Below are 23,963 nucleotides of genomic sequence, written 5' to 3' on the forward strand. Positions count from 1 at the left end.
AGCGGATGCCAACTCCACAAACACAGAAGCACTCTCATCCCTTCCGAGCGCCGTGGTATCTCTTCTGGGCCGGCCTCCTTCTCCGCGTTCTCTACATCACCCTCGCCCACACCTACCGCATCCGCCCCTCCGAGGATCACCTGCAGTTTGGGTGGGAGATGGGCCGCATCGCCCGGGCACTCTCCACCGGCTTTGGATACGCCGACCCATTCACAGGCCACTCCGGCCCCACCGCCTGGGTGCCGCCGCTCTACCCTCTGCTCCTTGCCGGTGTCTTCAAACTCTTCGGCGTCTACACCGCGAAATCCACCTGGGTCATCCTCACCATCAACAGCATCTTCTCCGCAGCAACAGCTCTCCTCATATTCGAGATCGCCGCAAGGTGCTTTCAACCCACCGGACGAGCCCGCAAGATCGCCCTCTGGTCAGCCTGGCTATGGGCGCTCTACCCCGCCGCCTTGCAATACGCCGTCCACTGGGTCTGGGACATGGCCCTCACCGCCTTCCTCTTCTCCGCCGTCATCGTGATCGCCCTGCGTGTTCGCAGCATCGGAGAAGAACCTCCAGCACCCAATCCTCAAACCACCCTCCGCTGGTGCCTCTTCGGACTCCTCTGGGGCATGATCGCCCTGCTCAACTCAACGATCCTTCTCTTCCTCCCCGTCTGCGGCATCTGGATGCTCCTCGGAGGAGCAAAGCCAAAACCCGCCCTCGGCCCCGCAATCAGCAAAGCCATCCTCTCGGCAATCATCTTTCTCGCCTGTCTCGCACCGTGGATGCTGCGCAACGAGAGAGTCTTTCACGCATTCATCCCCATTCGCGGCAACCTCGGCGCAGAGCTGCACGACTCCGTTCTCGACTCCTACAATGGCTTCACCGTCGGCACAAGAGTGCCCGTCTGTGACGTATGCCCGGAGTACCTCAGATACAAAACCATGGGAGAGTACGCCTACGTCCAGCACGAAGGCAAACTCGCACGCGAACATATCCGCACCCACAAAATGCGATTCTTCGAACTCGCTCTCAAGCGCTTCTACTTCTACTGGATCAGCGTTCCCAAGCCGGTCGAAAAAGGAGTCCTCAACGAAGCCTTCCGTGTCCTGAACTACAGCTTCGTCAGCCTCGCCGGACTTCTAGGTCTCTTTTTAGCGCTCAAGCAGCGCATCCCTGGAGCGATCCTCTTCGCATGGGCTTTCGCACTTCTACCGCTCACCTATTACTTCGTCACCGTCCAGGCTCGCTTTCGCCACCCGCTCGAACCCCTCATGACCATCCTCACCGTCTACCTCTTCCAGTCCGCCACTCGAGCGTCTCAGCGAGAGCCGACGTAACGCCCAATCTGCCACGCCTTGGCATACTTCCAGCTGATATAAGCCGAATGATAAAGATGGAGCAGCAACCCTTCGCGCCCATCCAGAAAACCCAGCCGAAACCCAAAGTTCCACACAAACGTCAGCAGCGGAACCCAAACAACGTTCCAGCAGAAAGCCACCCACGAGCGGCTGACCTTCCCCTTTGCCGCAACAATCTTGCCGCCAAGACTGCTGTAGCGGTTCATATGTTCCAGATAAATATTCAACTCAGGATAACCATGGTGGAGAAAATCGTTCTTCATCATCTCCACCCTCCCCGCAACCTGCACCGACTCATGCACCGGCCGCTCAGTGAAGCCGGCCGCACCAGCGCTCGCCACACGCCGAAATAAACGCAGCTTGAGATCCGGATAATAGCCTCCATGACGCATCCAGCGTCCGAGAAAGACATGCCGCAGTCGAAGCCGATAGCCATCCACAGGTGGGCGCACCTCGGCGTCCCCTTCAAGCATCTGCCCAATCTCCCTCTGCAACTCCGCCGTCAGCTCTTCATCCGCATCCAGCGAAAGTACCCACGTCCCCACACACTTTTCAATGGCAGAGTTCTTCTGCCTCGCAAATCCCTTCCACGGCTCCGTAAAAATCTTTGCCCCAAACGACTCCGCAATCTCCAGAGTGCGATCGGTCGAGCCTGAGTCCACCACAATCACCTCATTCGCAAACCCCACACTGGCCAGCGTCCGCGCGAGATTGGCTTCTTCATTCAAGGTGATGATGGCTACAGAGAGTGTCGCTTTCGGCATGTCCCCTCATTCTATTTCCCTTAGCGCCATATCCGGACACCTTCATCTTGCCGTAACAAGATCAGACTAGTGTCTTTCTTTGCAGCCGTATTAGAAACAAGCAAATTGAATCTGAATTAATGAACCCTTTCCTCGCAAAAAATCCATACAGCCCAGGCGCCGCACGATGCTAAGCAGACGCCGCCTACTCCAGCGCGGTCTCACCTCCGCCGCCGGCCTCACCCTTAGCAAAACCGTGCCTGCAATGCAACAGGCCATGGCCTCGCCCGCCCAGGTACGCAGTGGAGTCAAACTCACCAGCTACGTCGACCCCCTGCCCATCCCGCCGGTTATCCGCACCACCGGCAAACCAAACGAAGTCATCGACGTCGAAATGCGCCAGTTCCAACACAAGGTTCACCGCGACCTCCCGCCGACGACCTTGTGGGGATACAACAGCTCCTGGCCCGGCCCCACCATCGAAGCCCGGAGCGGCCAGCCCCTCAGCATCAACTGGATCAGTAAGCTTCCTACAACGCATCTACTCCCCATCGATCACTCCATACACGGCGCCGAATCGTCACTGCCCGCCGTCCGCAACGTCGCCCATCTCCACGGCGCCTGCACCATGCCCGACGACGACGGCTACCCCGAAGCCTGGTTCACAGCGCAAGGCGAACACGGGCCGCATGGCGCGAAGTTCAACCCCCGCCCCTCGACATATCCCAACTGCCAGCCCTCAACCGCTCTCTGGTATCACGACCATTGCCTCGGCATCACCAGGCTGAACGTCTACGCCGGATTAGCAGGCTTCTATCTCATTCGCGACGAAGCGGAGAAAGCACTCAACCTCCCTCAAGGCGACTACGAAATCCCCCTCATGCTGCAGGATCGCCTCTTCCACCACGACGGATCCCTCTACTACCCAAAAGTTATTAACGGCCCCAAGGAACACCCCATCTGGATTCAGGAGTTCTACGGCGACTACAACTGCGTCAACGGAAAGGTCGCCCCATTTCTCGAGGTCGAACCGCGCAGATACCGCTTCCGCATCGTCAACGCCGCGAACGCGCGCTTCTATCACCTGCGGCTCTTCAACTCAGACGCCACCGGAAAGATCCAGAACGACTCCTTCGACACCCCATCCTTCCAGCAGATCGGCACCGACGGTGGCCTTCTCCCTGCCCCGCTCCAACTTCACTACCTCCTCATAGCCCCAGGCGAGCGCTTCGATATCGTCATCGACTTCTCTGGCTGTGAAGGCAAATCCTTCTCGCTCGTCAACGACGCCCCTGCCCCCTACACCATGGGCGGTCAGTACCTCGCCGAAGACGTCCTGCTCTTCAAGGTGAACAAGCCCCTCTCCAGCCAGGACACCAGCGTCGTCTCAGAAACACTCGTCCCATTCGAGCCGCTTGTCCCCACCTATACGACCCGGGAACGCCTCCTCCTCGTCTCAGAAAAAGAGCGCCCCTCCGACGGCTACGTCATCACCGGCCTTCTCGGCAACGCACGCTGGCACGAACCCATCACCGAAGATCCAACGGCTGGTTCAACCGAGATCTGGTCTTTCATCAACATCACCGGCGACGTCCATCCCCTGCACATCCATCTCGTGCGCTTCCAGGTCTTGAATCGCCAGACCTTCGATGTGCCAACCTACCAGCAGACCGGCAAGCTCGTCTTCACCGGAAGGCCAATGGCGCCCGAGAGCAACGAGCGCCCCGCCTACAAAGATACGATCAAGTCCTACCCGGGCTATGTCACCCGCGTCATCATGCGCTTTGATCTTCCCCACGGAGCACAGGTCTCTCCAGGCGACGAACTCCTCTACGTCTGGCACTGCCACATCCTGGAGCACGAAGACAACGAGATGATGAGGCCCTACAAGCTAATCGTGTAACCCACTCGCACCCGCTGCGAGCAAAATCGAATGTGACAGGATTGCGAATCGATTGTTATATTCAAAAACATTTTTCTCGCGACGAAATCCTATCAATAACGTAACCGTAATTATTGATCATTTCACTTGGACGTGACACACCAACCATGCCGCTACCTCTACGGTTATCCCACTGAGGTTGTATTCCCCAACGAGTCAATTCGTTCCCTCAGTTTTCCGGAGGTATCATTTTGAAACGTACTGTCAACGCCCCTAACGGGACATTGAAGTGCGGCGCGATGATGTTGATTGCGCTGCAAGTGTTTGCGGGACTGCCACAATCCGCCTACGCCCAAACTGCCGTCCCCGAAACAAAGACTCCTATCAAGCACGTCATCATCATCATCGGGGAAAACCGCACCTTCGATCACGTCTACGCCACCTACAAGCCGAAGGCAGGCGAGACCGTCTCGAACCTCCTCTCTAAGGGCATCGTCAACGCCAACGGCAAGCCCGGCCCGAACTACTCCCTCTCCGCTCAGTTCTCGGCCGTCGACAGCACCACCGCTGATAACGGAAAGTACTCCAATAGCCCACAGGAAAAGAGCATCTACAGCACCCTGCCCGCGGCTCTCGCTGGCGGACCTGAAAAGCAGAGCGTAGCCAGCGCACCTTTCACTACTCTTAAGGTCGCCGAACTTGCTGACACCGGTCTCGCTCCCGCCTACAACAAGTTCCTGCTCACCGGTGCCACCGGCATCGCTGGCGGCAAGCCCGACACTCGCATTGCCAACGACACCAACCTGCGCGAAGGTGTCTTCCAGCTCAGCGGACCCAAGATGCCGTACGACGCCTACACCAACAGCCCCGTACACCGCTTCTTCCAGATGTGGCAGCAGACCGACTGCAACGCCGACTACGCCACCGAAGAGAACGCCAGCGGTTGCTTGAACGACCTCTTCCCCTGGGTTGAAGTCTCGGTCGGCACCGGCGGCAATGGAGCCAAGCAGCCAGCCAACTTCAACGAAACGACCACCGGCGAAGGCGCCACCTCCATGGGCTTCTACAACATGGCCCAGGGCGACGCCCCCTACTTCAAGACGCTCGCCGATGACTACACCATCAGCGACAACTTCCACCAGTCCGTCATGGGCGGCACCGGCGCCAACCACATCATGTTCGGCTTCGGCGATGCCATCTTCTACACCAACTCCAAAGGCGCCGCCACCAAGCCCCCCACCAACGAAATCGAAAACCCCAACCCCCAGGTCGCGACCAATGACTTCTACGATCAGGATGGTTACGGCGGCGGCAGCTACGTCGACTGCGGCGACATCAGCCAGCCAGGCGTTCCAGCCGTCACCAACTACCTCCAGTCCCTCAAGCGGCCTGTGAAGTCGAACTGCGTCAAGGGCGATTACTACCTAGTCAACAACTACAACCCCGGCTACAACGGCGACGGTACCCTCACCTCGCAGTACTCGCCTTTCACTATTCCACCAACCAGCCAGAAGAGCATCGGCGACAATCTCGTTGCTCACAACATTCCCTTCAAATACTTCGGCGAGAACTGGGATCTGTACGTAACCGACCCCACCGAGTCGAACTCGTTCGATGAGTACTGCAACATCTGCAATCCCTTCCAGTATCAGACACAGTTCATGGGAACCCAGGCTGCCCGCCAGACCTACATCGCGGACACGACTGAGCTCTATGAAGACATCGACACCGGCAACCTGCCCCCAGTCTCCATCGTCAAGCCCAGCGGCTTCAACGATGGTCACCCGGCCTCCTCCAAACTCGACCTCTTCGAAGGCTTCACCAAGAAGATCATCGACGGCGTCAAAGCCAACCCGACCCTCTGGGCCGACACTGCCATCTTCGTCACCTTCGACGAAGGCGGCGGATACTATGACTCCGGCTACATCCAGCCCGTCGACTTCTTCGGCGACGGTACCCGCATCCCCCTCATCGTTGTCTCGAAGTACTCCACCGGCGGAAAAGTCTCGCACGAGTACGGCGATCACGTCTCCCTCATGAAGTTCATCGAGAAGAACTGGGGCCTGCCCACCATCTCCGACCGCAGCCGCGACAACCTGCCGAACCCGATCCAGAAAGCAACCAGCCCCTACGTCCCGACGAACAGCCCAGCAATTGGCGATCTAACGGATGACTTCCAATTCTCCACCAAATAACCGCAGCACGTCTCAAGATCCAACCATTCGACGGTCAGCCCACGCTGGCCGTCGAAGTAATTTATTAACCACATTGGCCATCAATCAAATGAAGAATCTCCGCCTGCAAAAACTAATCGCAAAACTCCTTCCCTCAACCCTCCTCCTCGCGGGAATCGCTGCCGCCACCCATCTCCTCCACGCTGCAAGCCCAACCGTCTTGCCGAAGTTTCATGTCCAGGACCAATGGAACCTCGGCGGTAAAGGCGGATGGGGCTTCCTCGTTCTCGACGCCCCCGCGCACCGCCTCTACATTCCCCGAACCAATCGCGTCATGGTCGTCGACACCGACACCGGCAAGCTCATCGGCGAAGTAGAGGACATGAAAAACATCCGCGACATCGCCCTCGACAGCTCCGGCAAATTCGGCTACGTCACCGACCCCACCGACGGCACCGCCGGATTCGTCCGAGTCTTCGACCGCGCCACCCTCAAAGTTGTCGCCTCCATCCCCACCGGCGCCATTCCCGCCGCCATCGTCTTCGACCCCGCTTCAAACTCGGTCGTCGCCTTCAACTCACACAGCCATAGCGTCACCATCATCGACGCCGCCACCAACCAGGTCACCGCAACCATCCCCCTCACCAGCCGCCCCGCTTCAGCCATCACCGACGGCAAAGGGGCCATCTTCGTCGCGCTCCCAGCCCTCGGTCAGATCACCCGCATCGACCCTGCCGCAAAAAAGATCACCGCATCCTGGCAGCTCACGCCCTGCACCGGCCCAGCCGGCTTAGCCAGCGACGCAGCCCACCATCAGCTCTTCACCACCTGCGAAGATCACAAGCTCGTCTCCGTCGACACAGACACCGGCCGCCTCACCCCCATCGGCGACGCTCCACCCAACACCGGCGACATCGACTTCGATGCCCGTCACAATCTGCTCTTCGTCGCCGACGCCACCGGAACGCTCTCCATCTTCCGCCGCGACGGACTCGCAAAATACTCCCGCATCCAGCAGGTAAGCACTCAACCCGGCGCAAGAACCATGATTGTCAGCCAGAAGGACGACAGGGCATATCTCGTAACCTCCAAGTTCGGCCAGAACACCAGCGCGACCTCCGAAGAGCTGAAGTTCCGCCCCACTCCAGTCCCCGGCACCTTCTCTGTCATCGTCGTCGGCCGCTAAAACTGATGTCCTCCCGATGGTCGGAAACGATCATCACCGCGACCATCGGGAGCGCCACGCGAAGCGTTATACAAGTCACGAAGTGACCGCCTGCCGCGTAGGCAGCCCGTCCGGCAGGACCGATCATTAAACCTCAACCCACGGCGGTTGCCCCAGCGACACATGCCGATACGTCGGCGTATACCCAAGCTCTCGTGCATAGTTCAGTATTCGCTCAAAGTCCAGGCTGATCGTCGCCCCCGCCTTCTGCGTCACTTCATCCTCGATCGGCAGATCAAAATCATCCGCACCATAGTTCAACCCACCCAACGCCTGCTCATTCTGAGTCAACACCGAAGTACGAATCCGCGGAATATTGTCCAGATAAATCCGGCACAACGCGAGGTGCCGCAGATACTCCGCCGTCGTAATCTCAATCCCGCCAATCTGCGTGAAGTAGGGTTTGAACGTCCAGCACAGAAAGCTCGCCAGCCCCCCAGTCTCATCCTGAAACTGCCGCGTGCGCTCAAGATGTTCCAACCGCTCCTCCAGGCTCTCATCAAATCCGATCACCATCGTCGCCGTCGTCTTCAGCCCTGCTTCAACAATCGCCCGCTGCGCCTCAAAGTACTGCGCCACCGTGTACTTGAACTTCGAGTGCCGCGCGCGAAACTCCTCCGTCAAAATCTCCGACCCGCCGCCAGTGATCCACCGCACGCCCGCATCCTTCAGCCGCGCCGCCGCCTCCGAGTAGCTCAGCTTGGCATGATCCGCCAGATACATAAACTCCGCAATCGTCAGCGCATAAAACTCCAGTCCATCGCCATACCGAGCGCGAATCGCAGCAAACAACTCGCAGTAATAACTCAGCGGCAGATGCGGATTGAACCCGCCATTGAATGCCGCCAGATCCCCACCCAGCGCCAACAACTCATCCAGCTTCGCAAACACATCTTCCTGGCTTAACACATACCCGCCATCCTGGCTGGGCAGCTTGTAGAACGCACAGTAGTCGCACTGCGCCACACACACATTCGTATAGTTGATGATCCGCATCACCATATACGTGCACGTCGCCGGAGCATGAAACCGCCCGCGCACCATCGCAGCAAGCGACCGCAACTCCTCATCGGACGCGTTGCTCCAAAGCCACCGCGCCTCATCCCGCCCAATCCGGGAGCCCTCGGTGACCTTACCCGCAATCTCGGAAAACGTCGTCGTAGTCGAAGTGGCAATCTGGCTCATTCTTCTAGTGTAGTGCGCCGGCGCCCGCCAGACCACTCGCGCCGAGCGCATCTCACAGCGCCACCCACCTCAATTCAAAGCTTGCGGCTCGCCATAACCAGATTCTGCCACCCTGTCTTGCTCATCTTCAGCCTTTGCCCGCGTGTCAGGATCACCGATGCCTCGCTACGCCCCTCCCGCGACAACTCGCGCACATAGTCCATGTTCACAATCGTAGATCGGTGAATTCGAACGAAGCGATTCGGGTCCAGCGTGTTCGCCAGTTGCTTCACCGTCTCCCGCAGCATAAAACTCTTCGCCCCCACATGCAGACACGAATAGTAATCCTGCGCCTCAATCCACTCGATCTCCTGAACATTCACCACCGTATCCTTCGTTCCATTCGGAACCAGCAGCCGCTTCGGATACTCCTTCGCTCCAACGTCCCCCGTCTCCAGTTCAGCCAGAACCTGCTTCAACCGCTCCTGGTTCAGCAACGCCGTATTCGAAGCAATACGCTTCTTCACCTGAGCCAGCGCAGCCTTCAGTCGCTCCGGTTCCACAGGCTTCGTCAGGTAGTCGAGCGCATGCACCTCAAACGCGCGCAGCGCATGCTGATTATGTGCGGTTACAAATACCGTCACCGGCATCTGCGCCGCACCCACCTGCTCGATCACCTCAAACCCTCCCCTGCCTGGCATCTGAATGTCCAGAAACAGAACATCGACCCGCGACGCCTTCAGCGAGGCCAACACCTCGCCGCCGTTCCTGCACTCGCCGACAACCTCCACCTCATCATCGCCGGCGAGCAGAAAACGCAACCGCTCTCGCGCCAGTGGTTCGTCATCGGCAATCAGCGTCTTCAGCTTCATAGGGTTTGCGGCTCATAAGGTATGGTGATCGCAACCTCGAAGCCGCCATCCTCCAGCGGCTCTGCCCTCATCGCAAACTCGTTCTGGTAAAAGTGCAGCAACCGCTCCCGAGTATTCTTCAGCCCGATCCCGTGTCCCTTCTGCGCCTGCGCACCGGCTTCGGCTCCCGTATCGCGTACCCTCAGGAGCAGGCTACCGCCGTCGCGTCGAGCGGAAGCCTCCACCACGCCCTCACTCACACAATGCGCAATCCCATGTCGAATCGCGTTCTCAACAATTGGCTGGAGCAAAAAACACGGCACCAGGCTGTCCAGCGCTCCCGGATCGACCTTGATCTCTACCTTCAGCCGATCCGCAAATCGAATCTGCTCGATCGCCAGATAGCTATCAATCATCTCCAGCTCCTGCGAGAGCGGAACCTTCTCCGGCGTCGTCCGCTTCAGCGTGCTCTTCAGGATCATGTTCAGATGCGACAGCATCTCTACCGCCTCCCTCTGCCTGCCCAGCTCGACCAGCGTCGTGATTGCGTTCAATGTGTTGAAGAGAAAGTGAGGTTCAAGCTGCATCTGCAGAGCACGCAGGTGAGCCGAAGAGAGTTGCTTCTGAAGCTCGAGCGACCGCATCGCATCGTCCTGCGCCCGCAGCTTGTATTGAACGATTCCGGTAACCCCGATAATGAACCCATAGAGCAGAAGTTCGATGCCAAACCGGTTGACGTTGAACAGCACCCCCCACATCATGTGTTCTTCCCCCGGCCCCCAGCCGAGCGGAAAACCTATACCCCACAGCATCAGCAGATGAACCAGCGCAAGCACCGATCCAGCAACTACGTGCAGCACAATTGTCTTCACGGAAAGGCTGGAGACAGTCGGTAAGCGCGGCGCCATCTTCCACAGGACGCACGCAATCGTTCCCCACCAACCCCAAAGAACTGCGCCATAAACCAGCGACGCTGGATGCATCACCGACCCACACTCGGCTGCAGTAGCGAGCGCCAGTACTGCCGCCAGCGACAGGATCAACAGGTAGCCGTTGAGTCCTCTACCTCCCTGCGCAGCAACCTCTTCCGGCGCGTTATCCTGCGAGATCGCCGGGGGCTGCCGAAACTCCGGAGAAGTGGTCAAAGTGTTCATGCGCGCATCCTTTTCTTTATTCAACTAAAGGTTCTCTACATCGAAATTAAGCCGTTCCGCGATCCCTAAGCGAGAACGTGCAAGAATTAGGATCCATCGTCTCCCCCGCGGCTCCAACATCTTTGCAGCCAAAGCCCCCATTTCTGCAGGCAGCCATGTTATATCTAGCTCCTTCTCTCCGGTACGAGGCTAATGCCGGTAGTGGGTCAGCTTCGAGTCCAGACCAAGCGAAGTTAACCGAAAACCCGTTTCCGGAAATGACGCTTCGATATTACCGAAAAGCCGACTTGCCGGGAGTGGTACGCTTTGGGACGAAGCTACCCAGTGAATTCCAAAGGGGACTGCTGTAACGAAAGCGAGACTTTGATGCCAGACTTAGAACTCGAACAAGAGCCAGTGGTCAAGGCGCATCTGATCAAACAGTACGGGGAGTTGTGGAATCCAGAGTACGTCGATTGGGCTAGATCATGGAAACTGTTGGGTAAACGTAATAAAGGGCCGAAGTCACCGGACATAAACGTCTTTGAAGAGCGCGGCATATACGTCCTTTATAACGACTACACGCCCGTATACGTGGGGAAAGCTCTTCAGCAGTCGATTGGATATCGCCTTCAGCTTCACCGTGAATCGAATCGCAAAGGAACACGCTGGGATGCCTTCTCGTGGTTCGGCTTCTGCGGACTTCGTCCGAATGGAGATGTAAAGAAATTGAATCTCCGCGTTGGTCTAAAAACGACGGCAGCGATTGAGATGCTTGAAGCTCTGCTTATAACAGTGATCGATCCACGGTTGAATTCAAAAAAAGAGACGTTGAAAGGTGCGACTCGACTTTTCCAATCCAAGACCGACAGTAAGCCGGATTTCCATGATCGCTTCAACCTGATGGAAGAATTGCTCAGGGAAATACATAAAAGTAAGCAATAGTCCTCTGTGGGCGGTCGCCAAACCTTTTAGCTCAGTTCCCACGAAGTCGCATTGTTTGAAACTTCTCGGATTAGTAACGACAAACGCGCTTATCTTGGTAGTGTCCAGTTGCAAGCCTGCAATGGCACTATGACAGCTCATGGTAAGCTCCGAAATCATGGCGGACAAAGAGCTGGAGATTCCCTATCATGTGATGGCAATTAGCGCGCTAGCGGGGGATTATAGCGCCGCGGCCTTCCAAGTCGAAATCGGCCAATGCCGTGAGGTCATCGCCAAACTCGCCGCCGAAGACAACTGTTCTGACCAGCAGCGCGCACGATACCGCATACTGCGCTATCTCGACTTGCAGTTGGCGCGGTCTGTTAGCTGGGTCGACAAGGAAGCTGACCTGATGGCCTGGGTTATGCGGAATCTCATTGAGCTGAAGTTCTGGGCCAAGTTCGTTTCCGAAAGCGAAGAGAAGGCGACCCAGTTCGTCAACGAATCCAATATCGACTTGAGGGAAGTTTCCGAGCGCCTAAAAAGGTTGATGCCGGACGATGTCGAAACCATGCCGCCACTGCCACCGAATTCAGATGGACAGCGCGTCAACGTGAGGCCGTCAGGTGATCAGGAAGAGTTGACCTGGAAGATGGCATCGAAGCTGATCCACCCGAGTTCTCACGTGATTAACGAGTTCGAGAATACTATGAACGATCCGCACAACAACCAGTTCTTTGCTCTTCAGATCCTCATGTACGGCTGGGGAATTATTACGATCTTCCACGACATTGTTTGGACAGCTTGACGTTTCCCGTCGCCCGCTGCCTGTCACTACCAGCGATTGGCGGATCGGTAACGACAAACGCACTTCTGTTGGCCAATTCGATAAACTTCCTCAAAGTCGGGTTTCGGCAAGTTGAGTCGTTCACATCAAACTGACCCACTATCCCAACATCTGAAGCTTCCCCGCATCAATCTCAAAGTCTGCAAAGCCGGCCAGCGAAGCCACTCCGCAGCGACATAATCCACCGCGCATCCTGTCATCCTCCCTGCAGCTTAAGCGTATCCGGCTGCATATCGGTTTTCAGGCGCCGTCCTGAGGCTCATCCTGACACTGAGGTACTACCGTTATGCAGGCGAACAAAACCCTCGTGCTTCTGTGCACCTTAATCTGCATTCCCCTCGCCTCCTGTTCCCGCGTCGTAGCCCATGCCAACACCTCTCCTCCCGAGGGCGTCCCCGTTCACGTTGCCCGCGCCGTATCGCAGGATGTGCCACTCGAGCTCGCGGCAGTTGGAAACGTCGAAGCCGTCGAGAGTGTCGACGTCAAGCCGCGCGTAGCCGGACAAATCAAAGAAGTCGCCTTCACCGAAGGACAAGACGTAACCAAAGGCCAGCTGCTCTTCACCATCGACCGCGACACGCTAAGCCGCCAGCAGGCACAACAACAGGCCGAACTCGATCGTGATGTCGCAATGGAACAACAGGCTACCGCCATCGCCGCCCGAGATGCGGCGTCGCAAAGGCAGAGCCAGTCCGAGGCCGACACTGCCGTCAAGTTAGGCGAACTCGGCGTTCTCTCCGGCCAAAGTGTAAGGCAAGCCGTCACAACAAGCGACACCACACGCGCCAGCCTCCAGGCCGACAAGGCCGCCATCGCCGCCGCCACCGGAGCCATCAACGCCGACCGCGCTCGCCTCGCCCAGACACAGCTACAGCTCAACTTCGCCCAGGTCGTCGCTCCCATCGCTGGACGCGCCGGCGCCGCCATGGTCAAAGCCGGCAACCTAATTCGCGAAAACGACACAACCCTCGTCACCCTCCTTCAGCTCGCACCCATCCGCGTCACCTTCGGCGTTCCAGAGCAAGCCCTCGCCCAGGTACAGCACCTCAGCTCCCTTGGCCCCCTCGAAGTCGAAGCCGGCCCAAGCGACGGCCCCCTGGGCAAAGGCCGCCTCGAGTTCATCGACAACACTGTCGATCCCGCTACTGGCACGATCCGGCTCAAGGCCTCATTCCTAAACACCGACAGAGCACTCTGGCCAGGCGAGTTCGTCAACGTCCGCCTCCGTCTACGGATCGACGCCAACCAGCTAGTCGTTCCGCAGTCCGCCATCCAGCAAGGCCTCGAGGGAACATACGCTTGGCGCATTCAAGCAAGCATCGCCACCATGGTCCCCGTCACCGTGCTGCGCACCTACCGCCCCCCAACATCCGAGCAGGCAGCGAACGAAGTAGCAGTTCTAGGCAGCGGTCTCCGCCAAGGAGATGTGATCGTCACCGAAGGCCAACTCCGCCTAACCCCAGGCGCACGCGTCTCTCCCATCGACGCCCCCTCATCGCAAGATTCCCTCACCAACAACACCCTGCGCAACGCAGCACCCTGAGCCACATCCGCCGACGAGGTTCCACTCATGCGTTTCACCGAGTTCTTCATCCGTCGCGCCATCACCACCACTCTCCTCATCTCCGCCATCGCAGGCTTCGGCTTTCTCAGCTATCTCTCCCTCCCCGTCAGCAATCTGCCCGAGGTCGAGTACCCCACCATCCACGTCTCCGCCTCACTCCCCGGCGCCAACCCCGACTCCATGGCCTCCACCGTCGCCACGCCGCTCGAGGGCGAGTTCTCCCGCATCCCCGGCATCGCGAACATGACCTCCTCCAGCTCCGTCGGCAGCACCGACATCACCCTCCAATTCGCCCTCAACCGCAGCGTCGACGCTGCCGCGCAAGACGTCCAGGCCGCCATCTCCCGCGCCACCGGCAGCCTCCCTCCCGGCATGCCCGACCCACCCTCCTACTCCAAGGTCAACCCCGCCGACGACCCCATCATCTGGCTCGAGATGCACTCCCAGACCATGTCCTTCGAGCAGTTCTCCCGCTACGCCACCCAAATCGTCTCCAAGCAGATCTCCATGGTCAACGGCGTCTCGCAGGTCGAGGTCTACGGTCCCGAGCGCCCAGCCATCCGCGTCCAGGCCGACCCCGCGCGCCTCGCCGCCTACGGCCTCGATCTCGAACAACTCCGCACCGCCCTCACCACCAACAGCGCCAGCCTTCCCACCGGCACCCTCTACGGCGAGGCCCGTGACTACTCCCTCCAGGCCAACAGCCAGCTCACCACCGCCAACCAGTTCTCCGACCTCGTCATCGCCTATCGCAACGGAGTCCCCCTCCGCCTCAGCCAGGTCGCCCAGGTCTTCAACAGCTCCAGCAACGACAAGCACACCTTCTGGATCAACGGTCGCCGCGGCGTCATCCTCGCTGTGCGCAAGCAGCCCGGCGCAAACACCGTCGAGGTCGCCGATCAAGTCAAAGCCGCAGTCCAAAACCTCCGCAGCGTCTTACCTCCCGGTGTAACCTTCGGCCGAGTCTCCGACGACTCCGACATCGTCCGCGACTCCATCTCCGAGGTCAACCACACCCTCATCCTCACCATCGCCCTCGTCGTCTTCGTCATCTTCGCCTTCCTCGGCACCGTCTCTTCCACCCTCATCGCCAGCGCCACCATCCCCGTCTCCATCCTTGGCTCCTTCATCGCCATGCGCCTCCTCAACTACACCGTCGACATGTTCTCCATGATGGCCATCACGCTCTCCGTCGGCTTCATCGTCGACGACGCCATCGTCATGATCGAGAACATCGTCCGTCATCGCGAGATGGCAAAGCCCCCCGTCACCGCCGCGCTCGACGGAGCCGCCGAAGTCGCCTTCACCATCCTCTCCATGACCCTCTCCCTCGTCGCCGTCTTCCTCCCCATCCTCTTCCTCAACGGCGTCCTCGGCCGTCTCCTCCGCGAGTTCGCCGTCACAATCTCCGTCTCTATCCTGCTCTCCGGCGTCTCCGCGCTCACCCTTACTCCCATGCTCTGCAGCCGCTTTCTCTCGGAGCGCACCCACGCAGACAACTGGTTCCATCGCCGCAACGAGCGCCTCTACACCGCACTCGAAAACTTCTACCGTCGCTCCCTCGATCGAGTCCTCCGTCATCCCCGCGCAACCATCTTCGCCAGCATCGCAATGACAGCAATCACAGCCATCCTCTTCGCCATCGTCCCCAAGAGCTTCATGCCCGCAGTCGACACCGGCGGCATCTCCGGAAGCATGGAAGCCCCGCAGGACAGCTCCTTCGCCCAAACGATCGCCAACGCCGAGCAAGTCAACAAAGCGCTTGCAGCAATTCCCTGGATGGACAGCAACCTCTCCGGCGTCTACGCCCAGAACGAAGGCTGGCTCTGGGTCAACCTCCGTAAGGACCGCCACCGCCCCAACGTCAAGACCATCATCGCCGACCTCCAGAAGAAGCTCGACCGCATCCCCAGCCTCAAGGTATATCTCCGCCAGCCGGAGTTCGTCGACCTCGGCCAGTCTGAATCCCGATCCCAATACTCCGCCGCCCTCCAAAGCCCGGACGCCGACGAGCTCTACCGCTGGGCGCCACGCCTCAAAGACAAACTCGACTCCCTCCCCGAACTCGCCAACGTATCCACCGACCTCCAGATGAGCGCACCCCGTGTCAACGTCGACATCCGCCGCGACCTCGCTATGTCACTCAACGTCGACCCCGAAAAGATTGCGAACACGCTCTACGACGCCTACGGAAATCGCCGCGCCAACACCATCACCGTAGCCTCCCAGCAGTACGACGTAATCCTCGAAGTCGCCCGCCAATACCAGCGCGATCCCGAGTCAATGGGCAGCATCTATCTCGCATCCACCAACGGTCACCTCGTTCCCCTCTCCGCCGTCACCACGCTCAGCCAGACCGTCGCGCCTCTCGCCGTCAATCACCTCGGCCAATTTCCCGCCGTCACCTTTCACTTCGATCTCAAGCCCGGCATCTCACTCGACGCAGCCACCCGCGCCGTGCAGCTTGCCGCCACACAGATCGGCCTACCTGCCAGCATGAACTTCACCTTCCAGGGCACTGCCGCGCAGTTTCAGAGCTCCCTCAAAGGCCTCGGCGTCCTGCTCATCATCGCTGTCATGGTCATCTATCTTGTCCTCGGCGTCCTCTACGAGAGCTTCATCCACCCCATCACCATCCTCTCCGGCCTGCCTGCCGCGGCCATCGGCGCGCTCCTCACGCTGCTCGTCTTCGGCCAGGATCTCAACCTCTACTCCTTCCTCGGCATCATCCTGCTCGTCGGCATCGTCAAGAAAAACGCCATCATGATCGTCGACTTCGCCCTCGACGCCGAGCGCAATCGCGCACTCCCGCCCGAGCAGGCTATCTATCAAGGCTGTCTTCAGCGCTTCCGCCCCATCATGATGACTACGATGGCTGCCCTGCTGGGCGCGGCTCCTATTGCATTTGGTCAGGGCATCGGCGGAGAAGCGCGTCGCCCTCTTGGTATCGCAGTCGTTGGCGGACTCCTGCTCTCACAATCCCTCACCCTCTACGTCACACCGGTCATCTATCTCTATCTGCATCGGCTGCAACGAAGCAGCGTCCTGCCGGACGGGCCTCCTGCGCGGAGCGCGGTCACTTCGTGACAGGTATACCGGTCGTGTCACCATCATCAATAAAGGTCCTCCCGCTGGTCGGCACAATCTAACCTGCGACCAACGGGAGCACCACCCGAAGGGGTACACAAGTCACGAAGTGACCGCGCCACGCGTAGTGGGCCCGTCCGGCAGGACCTTCTCCCTCTGCGCCCCCCGCCAGAGCGCAGGAGGAGTTCCCTCCCACATCCGAAAAGCCCGGACAAAGGAGTTCGAATCCTCATACCCCAGAAGATAAGCCGTCTCATTCAGCTCCAGCAGAGAGTTATTAAGATAGTGCCGCGCCAACTGATGCCGAGCCTCCTCAAGCACCTGCTGAAAGCTGTACCCCGCATCCTGCAACCTTCGCTGCAACGTTCGCGAACTGATATGAAACTCACGCGCAATCTCCTGCATCTTCGGTCGTCGCCCGGCAAGCTTTCTCTGGATCGCAGCGCGAACCCTCTCAGGAAAAGTCTCTTCGCCCTTACGCTGCTTCAACTCTTCATCAAACTGAGGCGCAAGCATGGCCAAGAGTTCGGCATTGCGAGTCACAAACGGCAGAGCAGCATCCGACGCACGAAAGATCATGGCATTACGGACAGCCCCAAACACAACCGGGCAGCCGAAGTGCCGCTCAAAGATCTTGCCATGCGCAGCTTGGCGTGCAAGCTCAACACGCAGCGGAGAGATGCGAGTCCCAGTCCCATGCCGCGCAATGCACAGCACCCAGGCAAAACACACATCAGTAAGAATCGCAGGCTCGGCGCCATCGGCAAGCAGCCAGCGAAACTGTATGCTCCACTCGCTCTCATCGGTCTCGTGGATGATCTCTTCAGGACACGAGAGTTGTTTATAGCGAGCCATCTGCCGCATGGCCTCGCCAAAGCTGGCAGTAGAAAGAGCTGCGACCGCAATCGGATCGAAGTGTTCCGCCTTAGTCTCGGTGCCAAGTTCAAGACCAATGGCGGGGTTCGGGCTGGCCACGCCCACTCCCCGCCACAAAGCAAACAGCTCTTCAGTCGTCACCACAACGCGTGGTTGATCGAGTAGCCCCGGCTCCAATCCCGCACTCTGAAGCACAGCAGACACACGGGTCCCCGCCTCTTCCAAACGTATTGCCAGACGGCCGGGAACCCGAAAGTGTTTGCTCATCGTTATTCAGTCTTCATGCTTATGCAGTCTTCAGGGAAGCCATGTCGATCGAGAAGCGATACTTCACGTCCGACTTCAGCAGTCTTTCATAAGCCTCGTTGACCTTCTGAATCGGAATCACTTCAACATCGGCTGTGATGTTGTGTTTGCCGCAGAAGTCCAGCATCTCCTGGGTCTCAGCGATCCCGCCAATCGGCGAACCCGAAAGACTGCGCCGTCCAAAGAGCAGACCGAAGGCAGCAACAGAAAGCGGCTTCTCCGGAGCACCAACCAGGCACAGATTACCGTCGCGTCGAAGTAGCCCAAGCAAGGCATTGATGTCATGGTCAGCCGAAACCGCGTCGAGGATAAAGTCGAAGCTGCCTGCATGCTTGGCCATCTCATCCGCATTCTTTGAGATCACAACCTCATCAGCGCCAAGGCGAATCGCATCGTCCTTCTTTCCCGGCGAAGTCGTGAACAAAACCACATGCGCTCCAAGCGCGTGTGCAAACTTCACCCCCATGTGCCCCAGCCCACCAAGACCCACGATCCCCACCTTCTTACCCTTGGTCACACCCCAGTGATGTAGAGGCGAAAAAGTTGTGATGCCCGCGCAGAGCAGAGGCGCAACTCCGGCCAGGTTCAGGTTCGTGGGAACCTTCAGCACGAAGCGCTGATCCACGACCACGCTGTCCGAGTAGCCACCGTAGGTCACGCCACCGGTGTGTTTGTCGGGAAAGTTATAGGTAAGGGTCAGATTCGGACAAAACTGCTCGAGGCCATCGCGGCACTCCGGGCAGGTCCCGTCGGAGTCGACCATGCAGCCCACCGCAGCAAGATCGCCCACCTTGAACTTCGTGACCGCAGAACCGGTCTTGGTGACGCGGCCGACGATCTCATGGCCTGGCACGCAGGGGTAGGCAGTCGGCATCACGCCGCTCCACTCATTGCGAACCTGGTGAAGGTCAGAGTGACAGATTCCGCAGAAGAGAATCTCAATCTGCACATCGGTTTCGGTTGGATCGCGCCGCGCGATCGTAGTGGAGGCGAGCGGCGATGTCGCACTTGCAGCGGAGAATGCTTTTGCGTTGTACATAACTTCAAAGCTAGACCCGTCCAGAAGTCGACGATAAGCAGAACACGCCATTCCATATGCAGAATACGCCAATGCACCATCGCCTGTTCTCATGTCATCATTCCACACCTGAGCGATGCCGAAGGAGGAAGGAATCTGCGGTTGCAGTTCTTGTTGTCATCCCCGAAGGGGATCTGCGGTTGCAGTTGCTTTTGTCGTTGCACCAAGTCCCTCTGCAAGAACTCAAATTTAGGCATAGCCAGAATCCCGCCGGTCCCCTCACTACCCTGATTCCAGTCCCAAAAAGACACCCTCCCGCCAACCAATTGAAAATAAACTTGAAAACCGTGGCGTGTTTTCCGACACCTCAAAAGTCACGTCCAAAACACCACGTCTACCACGCAATCCACCACAACGTCACCACGATTTCACCACCGCAAAACACTCAAAATCTGCAAAACCCCCTGAAAAACTGAGGTTTTCCCTTCAGATTTTTTTAGCACTAAAGTTTGCCACCCCAAGCGTCATATCCTCACCTTCTCCGCATCCGAACACGATAGACACAGTAGGAAACCCTCATGCTACCCAGAAAGTGGTATTACCTACCCCGGCACCCCCGACCTAGAATCACCCTCATGTCGGCCCCCTTTGCAGCGTGCGCCAAGTCTCTGATTTCATTGCAGAACTCTCGCCTAGGTCACTTGGCGCTGGCTGCCCTACTGCTCCCAGCGGCCCACCTCCTCCCGGCCCAGAGCTTCGAATCCTCAGCAAATCTCACCGTAGCCGAACAATACCTCCTCGCCGCCGCCAACCAGGACCGCATCAATCAAGGACTTCAGCCACTTCGCTTCGACCCAGTCCTCGCCGAAGCCTCCGAAGTCCACGCCCGCGAGATGGCCGACCACGCCGAAATCTCCCACCAGTTCGACGGCGAACCCGAACTCGCCGCCCGCGGAGCCAATGCTGGCGCACACTTCAGCCTCATCACAGAAAACGTAGCCGAAGCTCCTACCTCCGTCATCATCCACAACCTATGGATGCACTCGCCCGGCCACCGCGCTAATCTCCTCGATCCCAATGTGGATTCCATAGGAATCGCCATCGTCACCCGCAATCATCAACTCTACGCAGTAGAAGACTTCGCCAGCACCGTTCAAACCCTGTCGCTTAACCAGCAGGAGCGCACCGTCGCCGGCGTCATCGCGCAGTCCGGAATGCGTGTCGCCGAAACCACCGTAGAGGCCCGTCAAACCTGCACAATGTCCTCTGGTTACGCGGGTTCTCGCCAACCCTGGTACATCATGCGCTACACCGCCGGAAGCCTGAATGAGATTCCCAGCCAACTCAGAAGCAAACTGGCCTCCGGCAAATACCACCAGGCCGTAGTCGGGGCCTGCTCCGTAACCCGCAACAGCCCCTTCACTGCCTACAACATCGCAGTACTGCTCTACCCTTAGCTTTTGACCCCTCCACCCCGATTTGTTATAACTGAAGAGGCGCGGGAGTTTCTCGCACTCCAAAGATGTTCCTGAGTAGCTCAATGGCAGAGCATTCGGCTGTTAACCGAAGGGTTGTAGGTTCGAGTCCTACCTCAGGAGCCATAAGCCAATCATTTGCGCGCTCCCTCATAAATACCCTCACCACACAAAGTAGAAACCACTCTCAGGCAGGAATCCGTCTGGGCTAACTCCGCCTCTTGCCTCTGACCTCTAGCTTTGAGCTCTGCACGCCCACTCCACAGCCCGCTGTAAAAGCTTTACTGCCAATGTCAAAGTGTTTTGCAATATTGAGCCAGTTTCCCTGATCGATTCTCCGATTCGATTCTGAAACTCAATCTGCTCAAGGCTTAAGGGCTGGGAGACGGCTGCGGTTGCGGAGCATGATAGCTAAGAGCTTTCGCGCCTCCCAGTAGCGAGGAATATACCGTTTAGGTTCAGCCAGCGAGCGAAATAGCCAGCCCAGATAGAATCTGTCGGCCCAGACGGGGATGTGGACCTGATCGCCGCTGAGAAAGGCAATCGCTGCGCCGATGCAGTGAATCGCGGGTCGATAGGCCAGGTTGCGTTTGAGGTAGAGCCCCAGACGCTCCTGGGTCCCGCCGCCAATCGTGACGATGACGTGCTCTGGTAGCAGCCGGTTGAGGCGTTCGAGCAGAGCAGGATCGTCAATGAGACCATTTCCGTACATGGGGGCCATATAGACGTTGTCTTCAGGAATGACGATTCCCTGCGAAGCGAGCCAGGCGAGATTGCGTCTGGCGCTGACTGGACTCGCCATGATCCAGAAGGAATTACCTGGTTTGCGAACGTCAGCTTCGGAGAGAAGTTCACGGAGATACACGAGGCCGGAGAGGCGCCTGATGGGGACAGGCTGCAGGCGGTTCCAGACAAGAACCATGAAGGCAGAATCGGTGATGGCGAGGTCGGCGCTTAGGAGTGCGTCGCGATAGTCAGGACTGCAATCAAGGTCTTTGAGGGCCGGAGCTGCGGGAACGACCAGAAGACCTCTGTTGGTTCGCATAATCTCGATAGCTTCCTTTGCAGAGCCGTCGAAGAAATCAATGCCAAGAATGCGGTGGGTGACGGGAGGTGTAGGCATGAAAGAGGTGTTGCTTCGTATCTTATTCGAAGGTGAGTTAAATAAGCGCTACGCTTCGTAATAGAACATGAGGCTACTCGTTGCGGAAGGCGCTCAGTTTCAGTCGAGACGGCTAGCTGGCGACTATTGCTGCAAGCGTGCTCTCTACTCGAAGATCCTGCGCTGAGAAACTCTCTTGGTTCTGTTGGAGCATGACACGACAGCCCCCGCAAGTGTGCTGCTCCGGGGGCTATCGTGTTTTCGTGATCGGTTACTACCTCGTTGCAGCTGCCAGAGGCTTAGCGGAGAGGATCTCCTCTTCGATCCAGGCGTAGGTCTTTGCCAAGCCGTCGCGAAGCTTGATCGACGGTGCCCAGTTCATCTTTTCCTGGATGAGCGTGTTGTCACTGTTGCGGCCGTTGACGCCTTTTGGGGCGCCAAGGTTGTAGTTGCGTTTGAGCTTGATGCCGGCGATGTCTTCGGCAATATCGACGAGTTGGTTGATGGTGACGAGCTCATCGGAGCCGAGGTTGAGGGGCTCATGGATCTCGCTCTCGGCGATCATCTGTGTGCCCTTGGTGCAATCGTCGATGTACATAAAGGAGCGAGTCTGCTTCCCGTCACCCCAGATCTCGATCTCGTGCTTGCCGGAGTGCTTCGCCTCGATGACCTTGCGACAGACTGCGGCGGGAGCCTTCTCGCGGCCGCCGGTCCAGGTGCCCAGCGGGCCGTAGACGTTGTGGTAGCGTGCGACGCGAGTCTGCAAGCCATAGTCCTCCTCGAAGTGGCGGCACATGCGCTCGGAGAAGAGCTTCTCCCAACCGTAGCCATCTTCCGGAAGCGCAGGATACGCGTCCTCTTCCTTGAGGGCGACGACGTCGGGGTTGGTCTGCTTTTCGCCGTTGTAGACGCAGGCGGAAGAGGAGTAGAAGAAGCGCTCAACACCCTTTTCCCGAGCCGCCATCAGCATGTGGGTGTTCGTCAGGACCGAGAGCATGCACAGAGCTTTGTTGTTTTCGATGAAGCCCATCCCACCCATGTCGGCTGCGAGCTGAAAGACCACATTGGTGCCGGCTGCCGCTTTAAGGCAGCTGTCCTTATCCTTGAGATCAAGGGAGAGGCTTTCGACGCCTTTGGATACCTGATACCACTCATCGAGCGGCTTGATGTCGACCGCACGTACAACGTCAACGCCATTGGCGAGCAGGCTTTGAACTAGGTGGCCACCGATGAATCCACCGGCACCACAGACGACTGCTTTCTGTCCTTTGAGCTTCATAGAGGGAGAGACTCCTTGGGTCATAAGTTAGAAGCTATTGAAGTGGTTCAGGTTACCTGGTGGGACACTCTGGCAATGCATTTTCCGCTTTGCTTCCAAGTCCCAGTATAGCTGTGAGGGGTAGCGGGCTGCCATGAGAAATAAATCCTAACGAGAGGGATTGACTTTTCGAAGTTTCGGATAATAGATGTGACGACTTTATCAGCCTCACACTCACGGACTCGGCTAATTGCTTACGCATCTCTTATCTCGTGTCGCGATTTATCCCAAAAGAATTGGAGAGATGACTCGGATCTGATGTAGCATCGTTTCGCATTTGACATTGACGCTTACGCACTTCTCGGAGGAACACCCGATGGGGGTCTCTCGTGCAGTCGCCGCTCTCCTGATTGTTTCCACTTCTGCTTTAACGATTGCCCAGACTGGGGGGCTTACCTGCTCGAGCGACGATGGGGGTTACAGATACTGTCGCGCGGACACTCAGAACCAGGTTCAGCTGACACGGCAGATCTCGGGTTCGCGGTGCGAGCAGGGGTATAGCTGGGGATACGATCCGCGCGGAATCTGGGTGGACCGCGGATGTCGAGCCCAGTTTGTCTATGGCCGAGGGCGCTCGCGTGGGGATGACAACACCGGCGCCGCGATTGCGGGCGGGATTTTGGGTGCGCTGATTTTGGGAGCGGCGGTGGCTGCAGCCAAGGACAATGAGAACGGTGGAGACCGCGAGCGCACGAACTACTACAACGACGGATACCGCATGGGACGGCAGGATGCTGATAACGGACGGCGGAACTTTTACCAGTGGTGGAGCGAACGCTACCCGATGAAGTATGAGAGGGATTTTGCCGCTGGATACACCGACGGCTACAACAATAATGGGCGACGTCCGCCGCGATAGACCCAGGTTTGCGAGCAGAAGCGGCTGCAATCAGTGCCGTAGATTTCGACACACTGCAAGGAC

18 protein-coding genes and 1 tRNA gene are annotated in these 23,963 nt (G+C 58.2%); 11 read left to right on the forward strand and 8 right to left on the reverse strand.

The features are described 5' to 3' along the window. Nucleotides 1–5 precede the first annotated feature (5 nt). Nucleotides 6–1,331: an ArnT family glycosyltransferase gene (locus RBB75_RS01115; protein WP_179638669.1), complete on the forward strand. Its 1,326-nt coding sequence runs from the start codon at nt 6–8 to the stop codon at nt 1,329–1,331. Here RBB75_RS01115 and RBB75_RS01120 read toward each other — a convergent pair. After that, nucleotides 1,313–2,116, reverse strand: a complete 804-nt coding sequence (locus RBB75_RS01120) for a glycosyltransferase family 2 protein (RefSeq protein ID WP_179638670.1) — start codon at nt 2,114–2,116, stop codon at nt 1,313–1,315. The two genes, RBB75_RS01115 and RBB75_RS01120, sit on opposite strands and share 19 nt — an antisense overlap. Before the next feature lie 166 nt (nt 2,117–2,282). On the opposite strand from RBB75_RS01120, the gene RBB75_RS01125 reads away from it, so the two are divergent. The 3 genes from RBB75_RS01125 (at nt 2,283) to RBB75_RS01135 (ending at nt 7,337) form a co-directional block, all read left to right on the forward strand. Then, the gene (locus RBB75_RS01125) at nt 2,283–3,998 is read left to right on the forward strand and encodes a multicopper oxidase family protein (RefSeq protein WP_179638671.1); all 1,716 of its coding nucleotides are present in this window, start codon (nt 2,283–2,285) and stop codon (nt 3,996–3,998) included. A gap of 230 nt (nt 3,999–4,228) precedes the next feature. Next, entirely contained in the window at nt 4,229–6,172 is a 1,944-nt protein-coding gene (locus RBB75_RS01130) for an alkaline phosphatase family protein (RefSeq protein ID WP_257030990.1), read from the forward strand. 88 nt (nt 6,173–6,260) lie between these two features. Further along, complete coding sequence (locus RBB75_RS01135) at nt 6,261–7,337, forward strand: YncE family protein (protein WP_179638672.1); 1,077 nt, start codon at nt 6,261–6,263, stop codon at nt 7,335–7,337. Nucleotides 7,338–7,463: 126 nt separating this feature from the next. Here the strand turns inward: RBB75_RS01135 and RBB75_RS01140 are convergent, their stop codons facing one another. The 3 genes from RBB75_RS01140 to RBB75_RS01150 form a co-directional block, all read right to left on the reverse strand. Further along, nucleotides 7,464–8,561, reverse strand: a complete 1,098-nt coding sequence (locus RBB75_RS01140; RefSeq protein ID WP_179638673.1) for a radical SAM protein — start codon at nt 8,559–8,561, stop codon at nt 7,464–7,466. A gap of 74 nt (nt 8,562–8,635) precedes the next feature. Then, nucleotides 8,636–9,412 carry a LytR/AlgR family response regulator transcription factor gene (locus RBB75_RS01145; protein ID WP_353069256.1) on the reverse strand — a complete coding sequence of 259 codons (777 nt, stop codon included), beginning with the start codon at nt 9,410–9,412 and terminating at the stop codon, nt 8,636–8,638. Further along, nucleotides 9,409–10,545 carry a sensor histidine kinase gene (locus tag RBB75_RS01150; RefSeq protein ID WP_353069257.1) on the reverse strand — a complete coding sequence of 379 codons (1,137 nt, stop codon included), beginning with the start codon at nt 10,543–10,545 and terminating at the stop codon, nt 9,409–9,411. Before RBB75_RS01150 ends, RBB75_RS01145 begins: the two co-directional genes overlap by 4 nt. Nucleotides 10,546–10,911: 366 nt before the next feature. Here RBB75_RS01150 and RBB75_RS01155 point away from each other — a divergent pair, with 366 nt between their 5' ends. The 4 genes from RBB75_RS01155 (at nt 10,912) to RBB75_RS01170 (ending at nt 16,946) form a co-directional block, all read left to right on the forward strand. Continuing rightward, nucleotides 10,912–11,469 (forward strand): hypothetical protein, encoded by a 558-nt coding sequence (locus RBB75_RS01155; protein WP_353069258.1) that lies wholly within the window; start codon nt 10,912–10,914, stop codon nt 11,467–11,469. Between the two features lie 139 nt (nt 11,470–11,608). After that, nucleotides 11,609–12,256, forward strand: a complete 648-nt coding sequence (locus RBB75_RS01160) for a hypothetical protein (RefSeq protein WP_353069259.1) — start codon at nt 11,609–11,611, stop codon at nt 12,254–12,256. Between the two features lie 325 nt (nt 12,257–12,581). After that, the gene (locus RBB75_RS01165) at nt 12,582–13,838 is read left to right on the forward strand and encodes an efflux RND transporter periplasmic adaptor subunit (protein WP_353069260.1); all 1,257 of its coding nucleotides are present in this window, start codon (nt 12,582–12,584) and stop codon (nt 13,836–13,838) included. Between the two features lie 27 nt (nt 13,839–13,865). Further along, nucleotides 13,866–16,946, forward strand: a complete 3,081-nt coding sequence (locus tag RBB75_RS01170) for an efflux RND transporter permease subunit (RefSeq protein WP_353069262.1) — start codon at nt 13,866–13,868, stop codon at nt 16,944–16,946. A gap of 102 nt (nt 16,947–17,048) precedes the next feature. On the opposite strand, the gene RBB75_RS01175 is transcribed toward RBB75_RS01170, so the two are convergent. Beyond that, complete coding sequence (locus RBB75_RS01175; RefSeq protein ID WP_179638679.1) at nt 17,049–18,089, reverse strand: AraC family transcriptional regulator; 1,041 nt, start codon at nt 18,087–18,089, stop codon at nt 17,049–17,051. A gap of 19 nt (nt 18,090–18,108) precedes the next feature. Further along, nucleotides 18,109–19,167, reverse strand: coding sequence for an NAD(P)-dependent alcohol dehydrogenase (locus RBB75_RS01180; RefSeq protein WP_353069263.1), 1,059 nt, complete (start codon nt 19,165–19,167; stop codon nt 18,109–18,111). Between the two features lie 614 nt (nt 19,168–19,781). Here RBB75_RS01180 and RBB75_RS01185 point away from each other — a divergent pair. After that, entirely contained in the window at nt 19,782–20,603 is an 822-nt protein-coding gene (locus tag RBB75_RS01185; protein ID WP_353069264.1) for a CAP domain-containing protein, read from the forward strand. 69 nt (nt 20,604–20,672) lie between these two features. Further along, nucleotides 20,673–20,747: transfer RNA gene (locus tag RBB75_RS01190), tRNA-Asn, on the forward strand. Between the two features lie 238 nt (nt 20,748–20,985). On the opposite strand, the gene RBB75_RS01195 is transcribed toward RBB75_RS01190, so the two are convergent. Together RBB75_RS01195 and RBB75_RS01200 are read right to left on the reverse strand one after the other, a co-directional pair. After that, on the reverse strand, nt 20,986–21,744 hold the full coding sequence (locus RBB75_RS01195; RefSeq protein ID WP_179638989.1) for a WecB/TagA/CpsF family glycosyltransferase: 759 nt from the start codon (nt 21,742–21,744) through the stop codon (nt 20,986–20,988). 253 nt (nt 21,745–21,997) lie between these two features. After that, nucleotides 21,998–23,002, reverse strand: a complete 1,005-nt coding sequence (locus RBB75_RS01200; protein ID WP_179638990.1) for an NAD-dependent epimerase/dehydratase family protein — start codon at nt 23,000–23,002, stop codon at nt 21,998–22,000. A 355-nt stretch (nt 23,003–23,357) separates the two neighbouring features. On the opposite strand from RBB75_RS01200, the gene RBB75_RS01205 reads away from it, so the two are divergent. Further along, on the forward strand, nt 23,358–23,900 hold the full coding sequence (locus tag RBB75_RS01205; RefSeq protein WP_179638991.1) for a DUF3011 domain-containing protein: 543 nt from the start codon (nt 23,358–23,360) through the stop codon (nt 23,898–23,900). Nucleotides 23,901–23,963 lie beyond the last annotated feature (63 nt).

This window comes from Tunturibacter empetritectus (assembly GCF_040358985.1).
In the GTDB taxonomy this organism is placed as follows: domain Bacteria; phylum Acidobacteriota; class Terriglobia; order Terriglobales; family Acidobacteriaceae; genus Edaphobacter; species Edaphobacter empetritectus.

Bases quoted from the DNA above. Each gene is read 5' to 3' on its own strand.
- RBB75_RS01135 (WP_179638672.1), top strand. From the start codon at position 6,261: ATGAAGAATCTCCGCCTGCAAAAACTAATCGCAAAACTCCTTCCCTCA.
- RBB75_RS01175 (WP_179638679.1), bottom strand. From the start codon at position 18,089: ATGAGCAAACACTTTCGGGTTCCCGGCCGTCTGGCAATACGTTTGGAA.
- RBB75_RS01185 (WP_353069264.1), top strand. From the start codon at position 19,782: ATGTCGGCCCCCTTTGCAGCGTGCGCCAAGTCTCTGATTTCATTGCAG.
- RBB75_RS01195 (WP_179638989.1), bottom strand. From the start codon at position 21,744: ATGCCTACACCTCCCGTCACCCACCGCATTCTTGGCATTGATTTCTTC.
- RBB75_RS01120 (WP_179638670.1), bottom strand. From the start codon at position 2,116: ATGCCGAAAGCGACACTCTCTGTAGCCATCATCACCTTGAATGAAGAA.
- RBB75_RS01140 (WP_179638673.1), bottom strand. From the start codon at position 8,561: ATGAGCCAGATTGCCACTTCGACTACGACGACGTTTTCCGAGATTGCG.
- RBB75_RS01125 (WP_179638671.1), top strand. From the start codon at position 2,283: ATGCTAAGCAGACGCCGCCTACTCCAGCGCGGTCTCACCTCCGCCGCC.
- RBB75_RS01170 (WP_353069262.1), top strand. From the start codon at position 13,866: ATGCGTTTCACCGAGTTCTTCATCCGTCGCGCCATCACCACCACTCTC.
- RBB75_RS01180 (WP_353069263.1), bottom strand. From the start codon at position 19,167: ATGTACAACGCAAAAGCATTCTCCGCTGCAAGTGCGACATCGCCGCTC.
- RBB75_RS01165 (WP_353069260.1), top strand. From the start codon at position 12,582: ATGCAGGCGAACAAAACCCTCGTGCTTCTGTGCACCTTAATCTGCATT.
- RBB75_RS01160 (WP_353069259.1), top strand. From the start codon at position 11,609: ATGGTAAGCTCCGAAATCATGGCGGACAAAGAGCTGGAGATTCCCTAT.
- RBB75_RS01115 (WP_179638669.1), top strand. From the start codon at position 6: ATGCCAACTCCACAAACACAGAAGCACTCTCATCCCTTCCGAGCGCCG.
- RBB75_RS01155 (WP_353069258.1), top strand. From the start codon at position 10,912: ATGCCAGACTTAGAACTCGAACAAGAGCCAGTGGTCAAGGCGCATCTG.
- RBB75_RS01150 (WP_353069257.1), bottom strand. From the start codon at position 10,545: ATGAACACTTTGACCACTTCTCCGGAGTTTCGGCAGCCCCCGGCGATC.
- RBB75_RS01205 (WP_179638991.1), top strand. From the start codon at position 23,358: ATGGGGGTCTCTCGTGCAGTCGCCGCTCTCCTGATTGTTTCCACTTCT.
- RBB75_RS01145 (WP_353069256.1), bottom strand. From the start codon at position 9,412: ATGAAGCTGAAGACGCTGATTGCCGATGACGAACCACTGGCGCGAGAG.
- RBB75_RS01200 (WP_179638990.1), bottom strand. From the start codon at position 23,002: ATGAAGCTCAAAGGACAGAAAGCAGTCGTCTGTGGTGCCGGTGGATTC.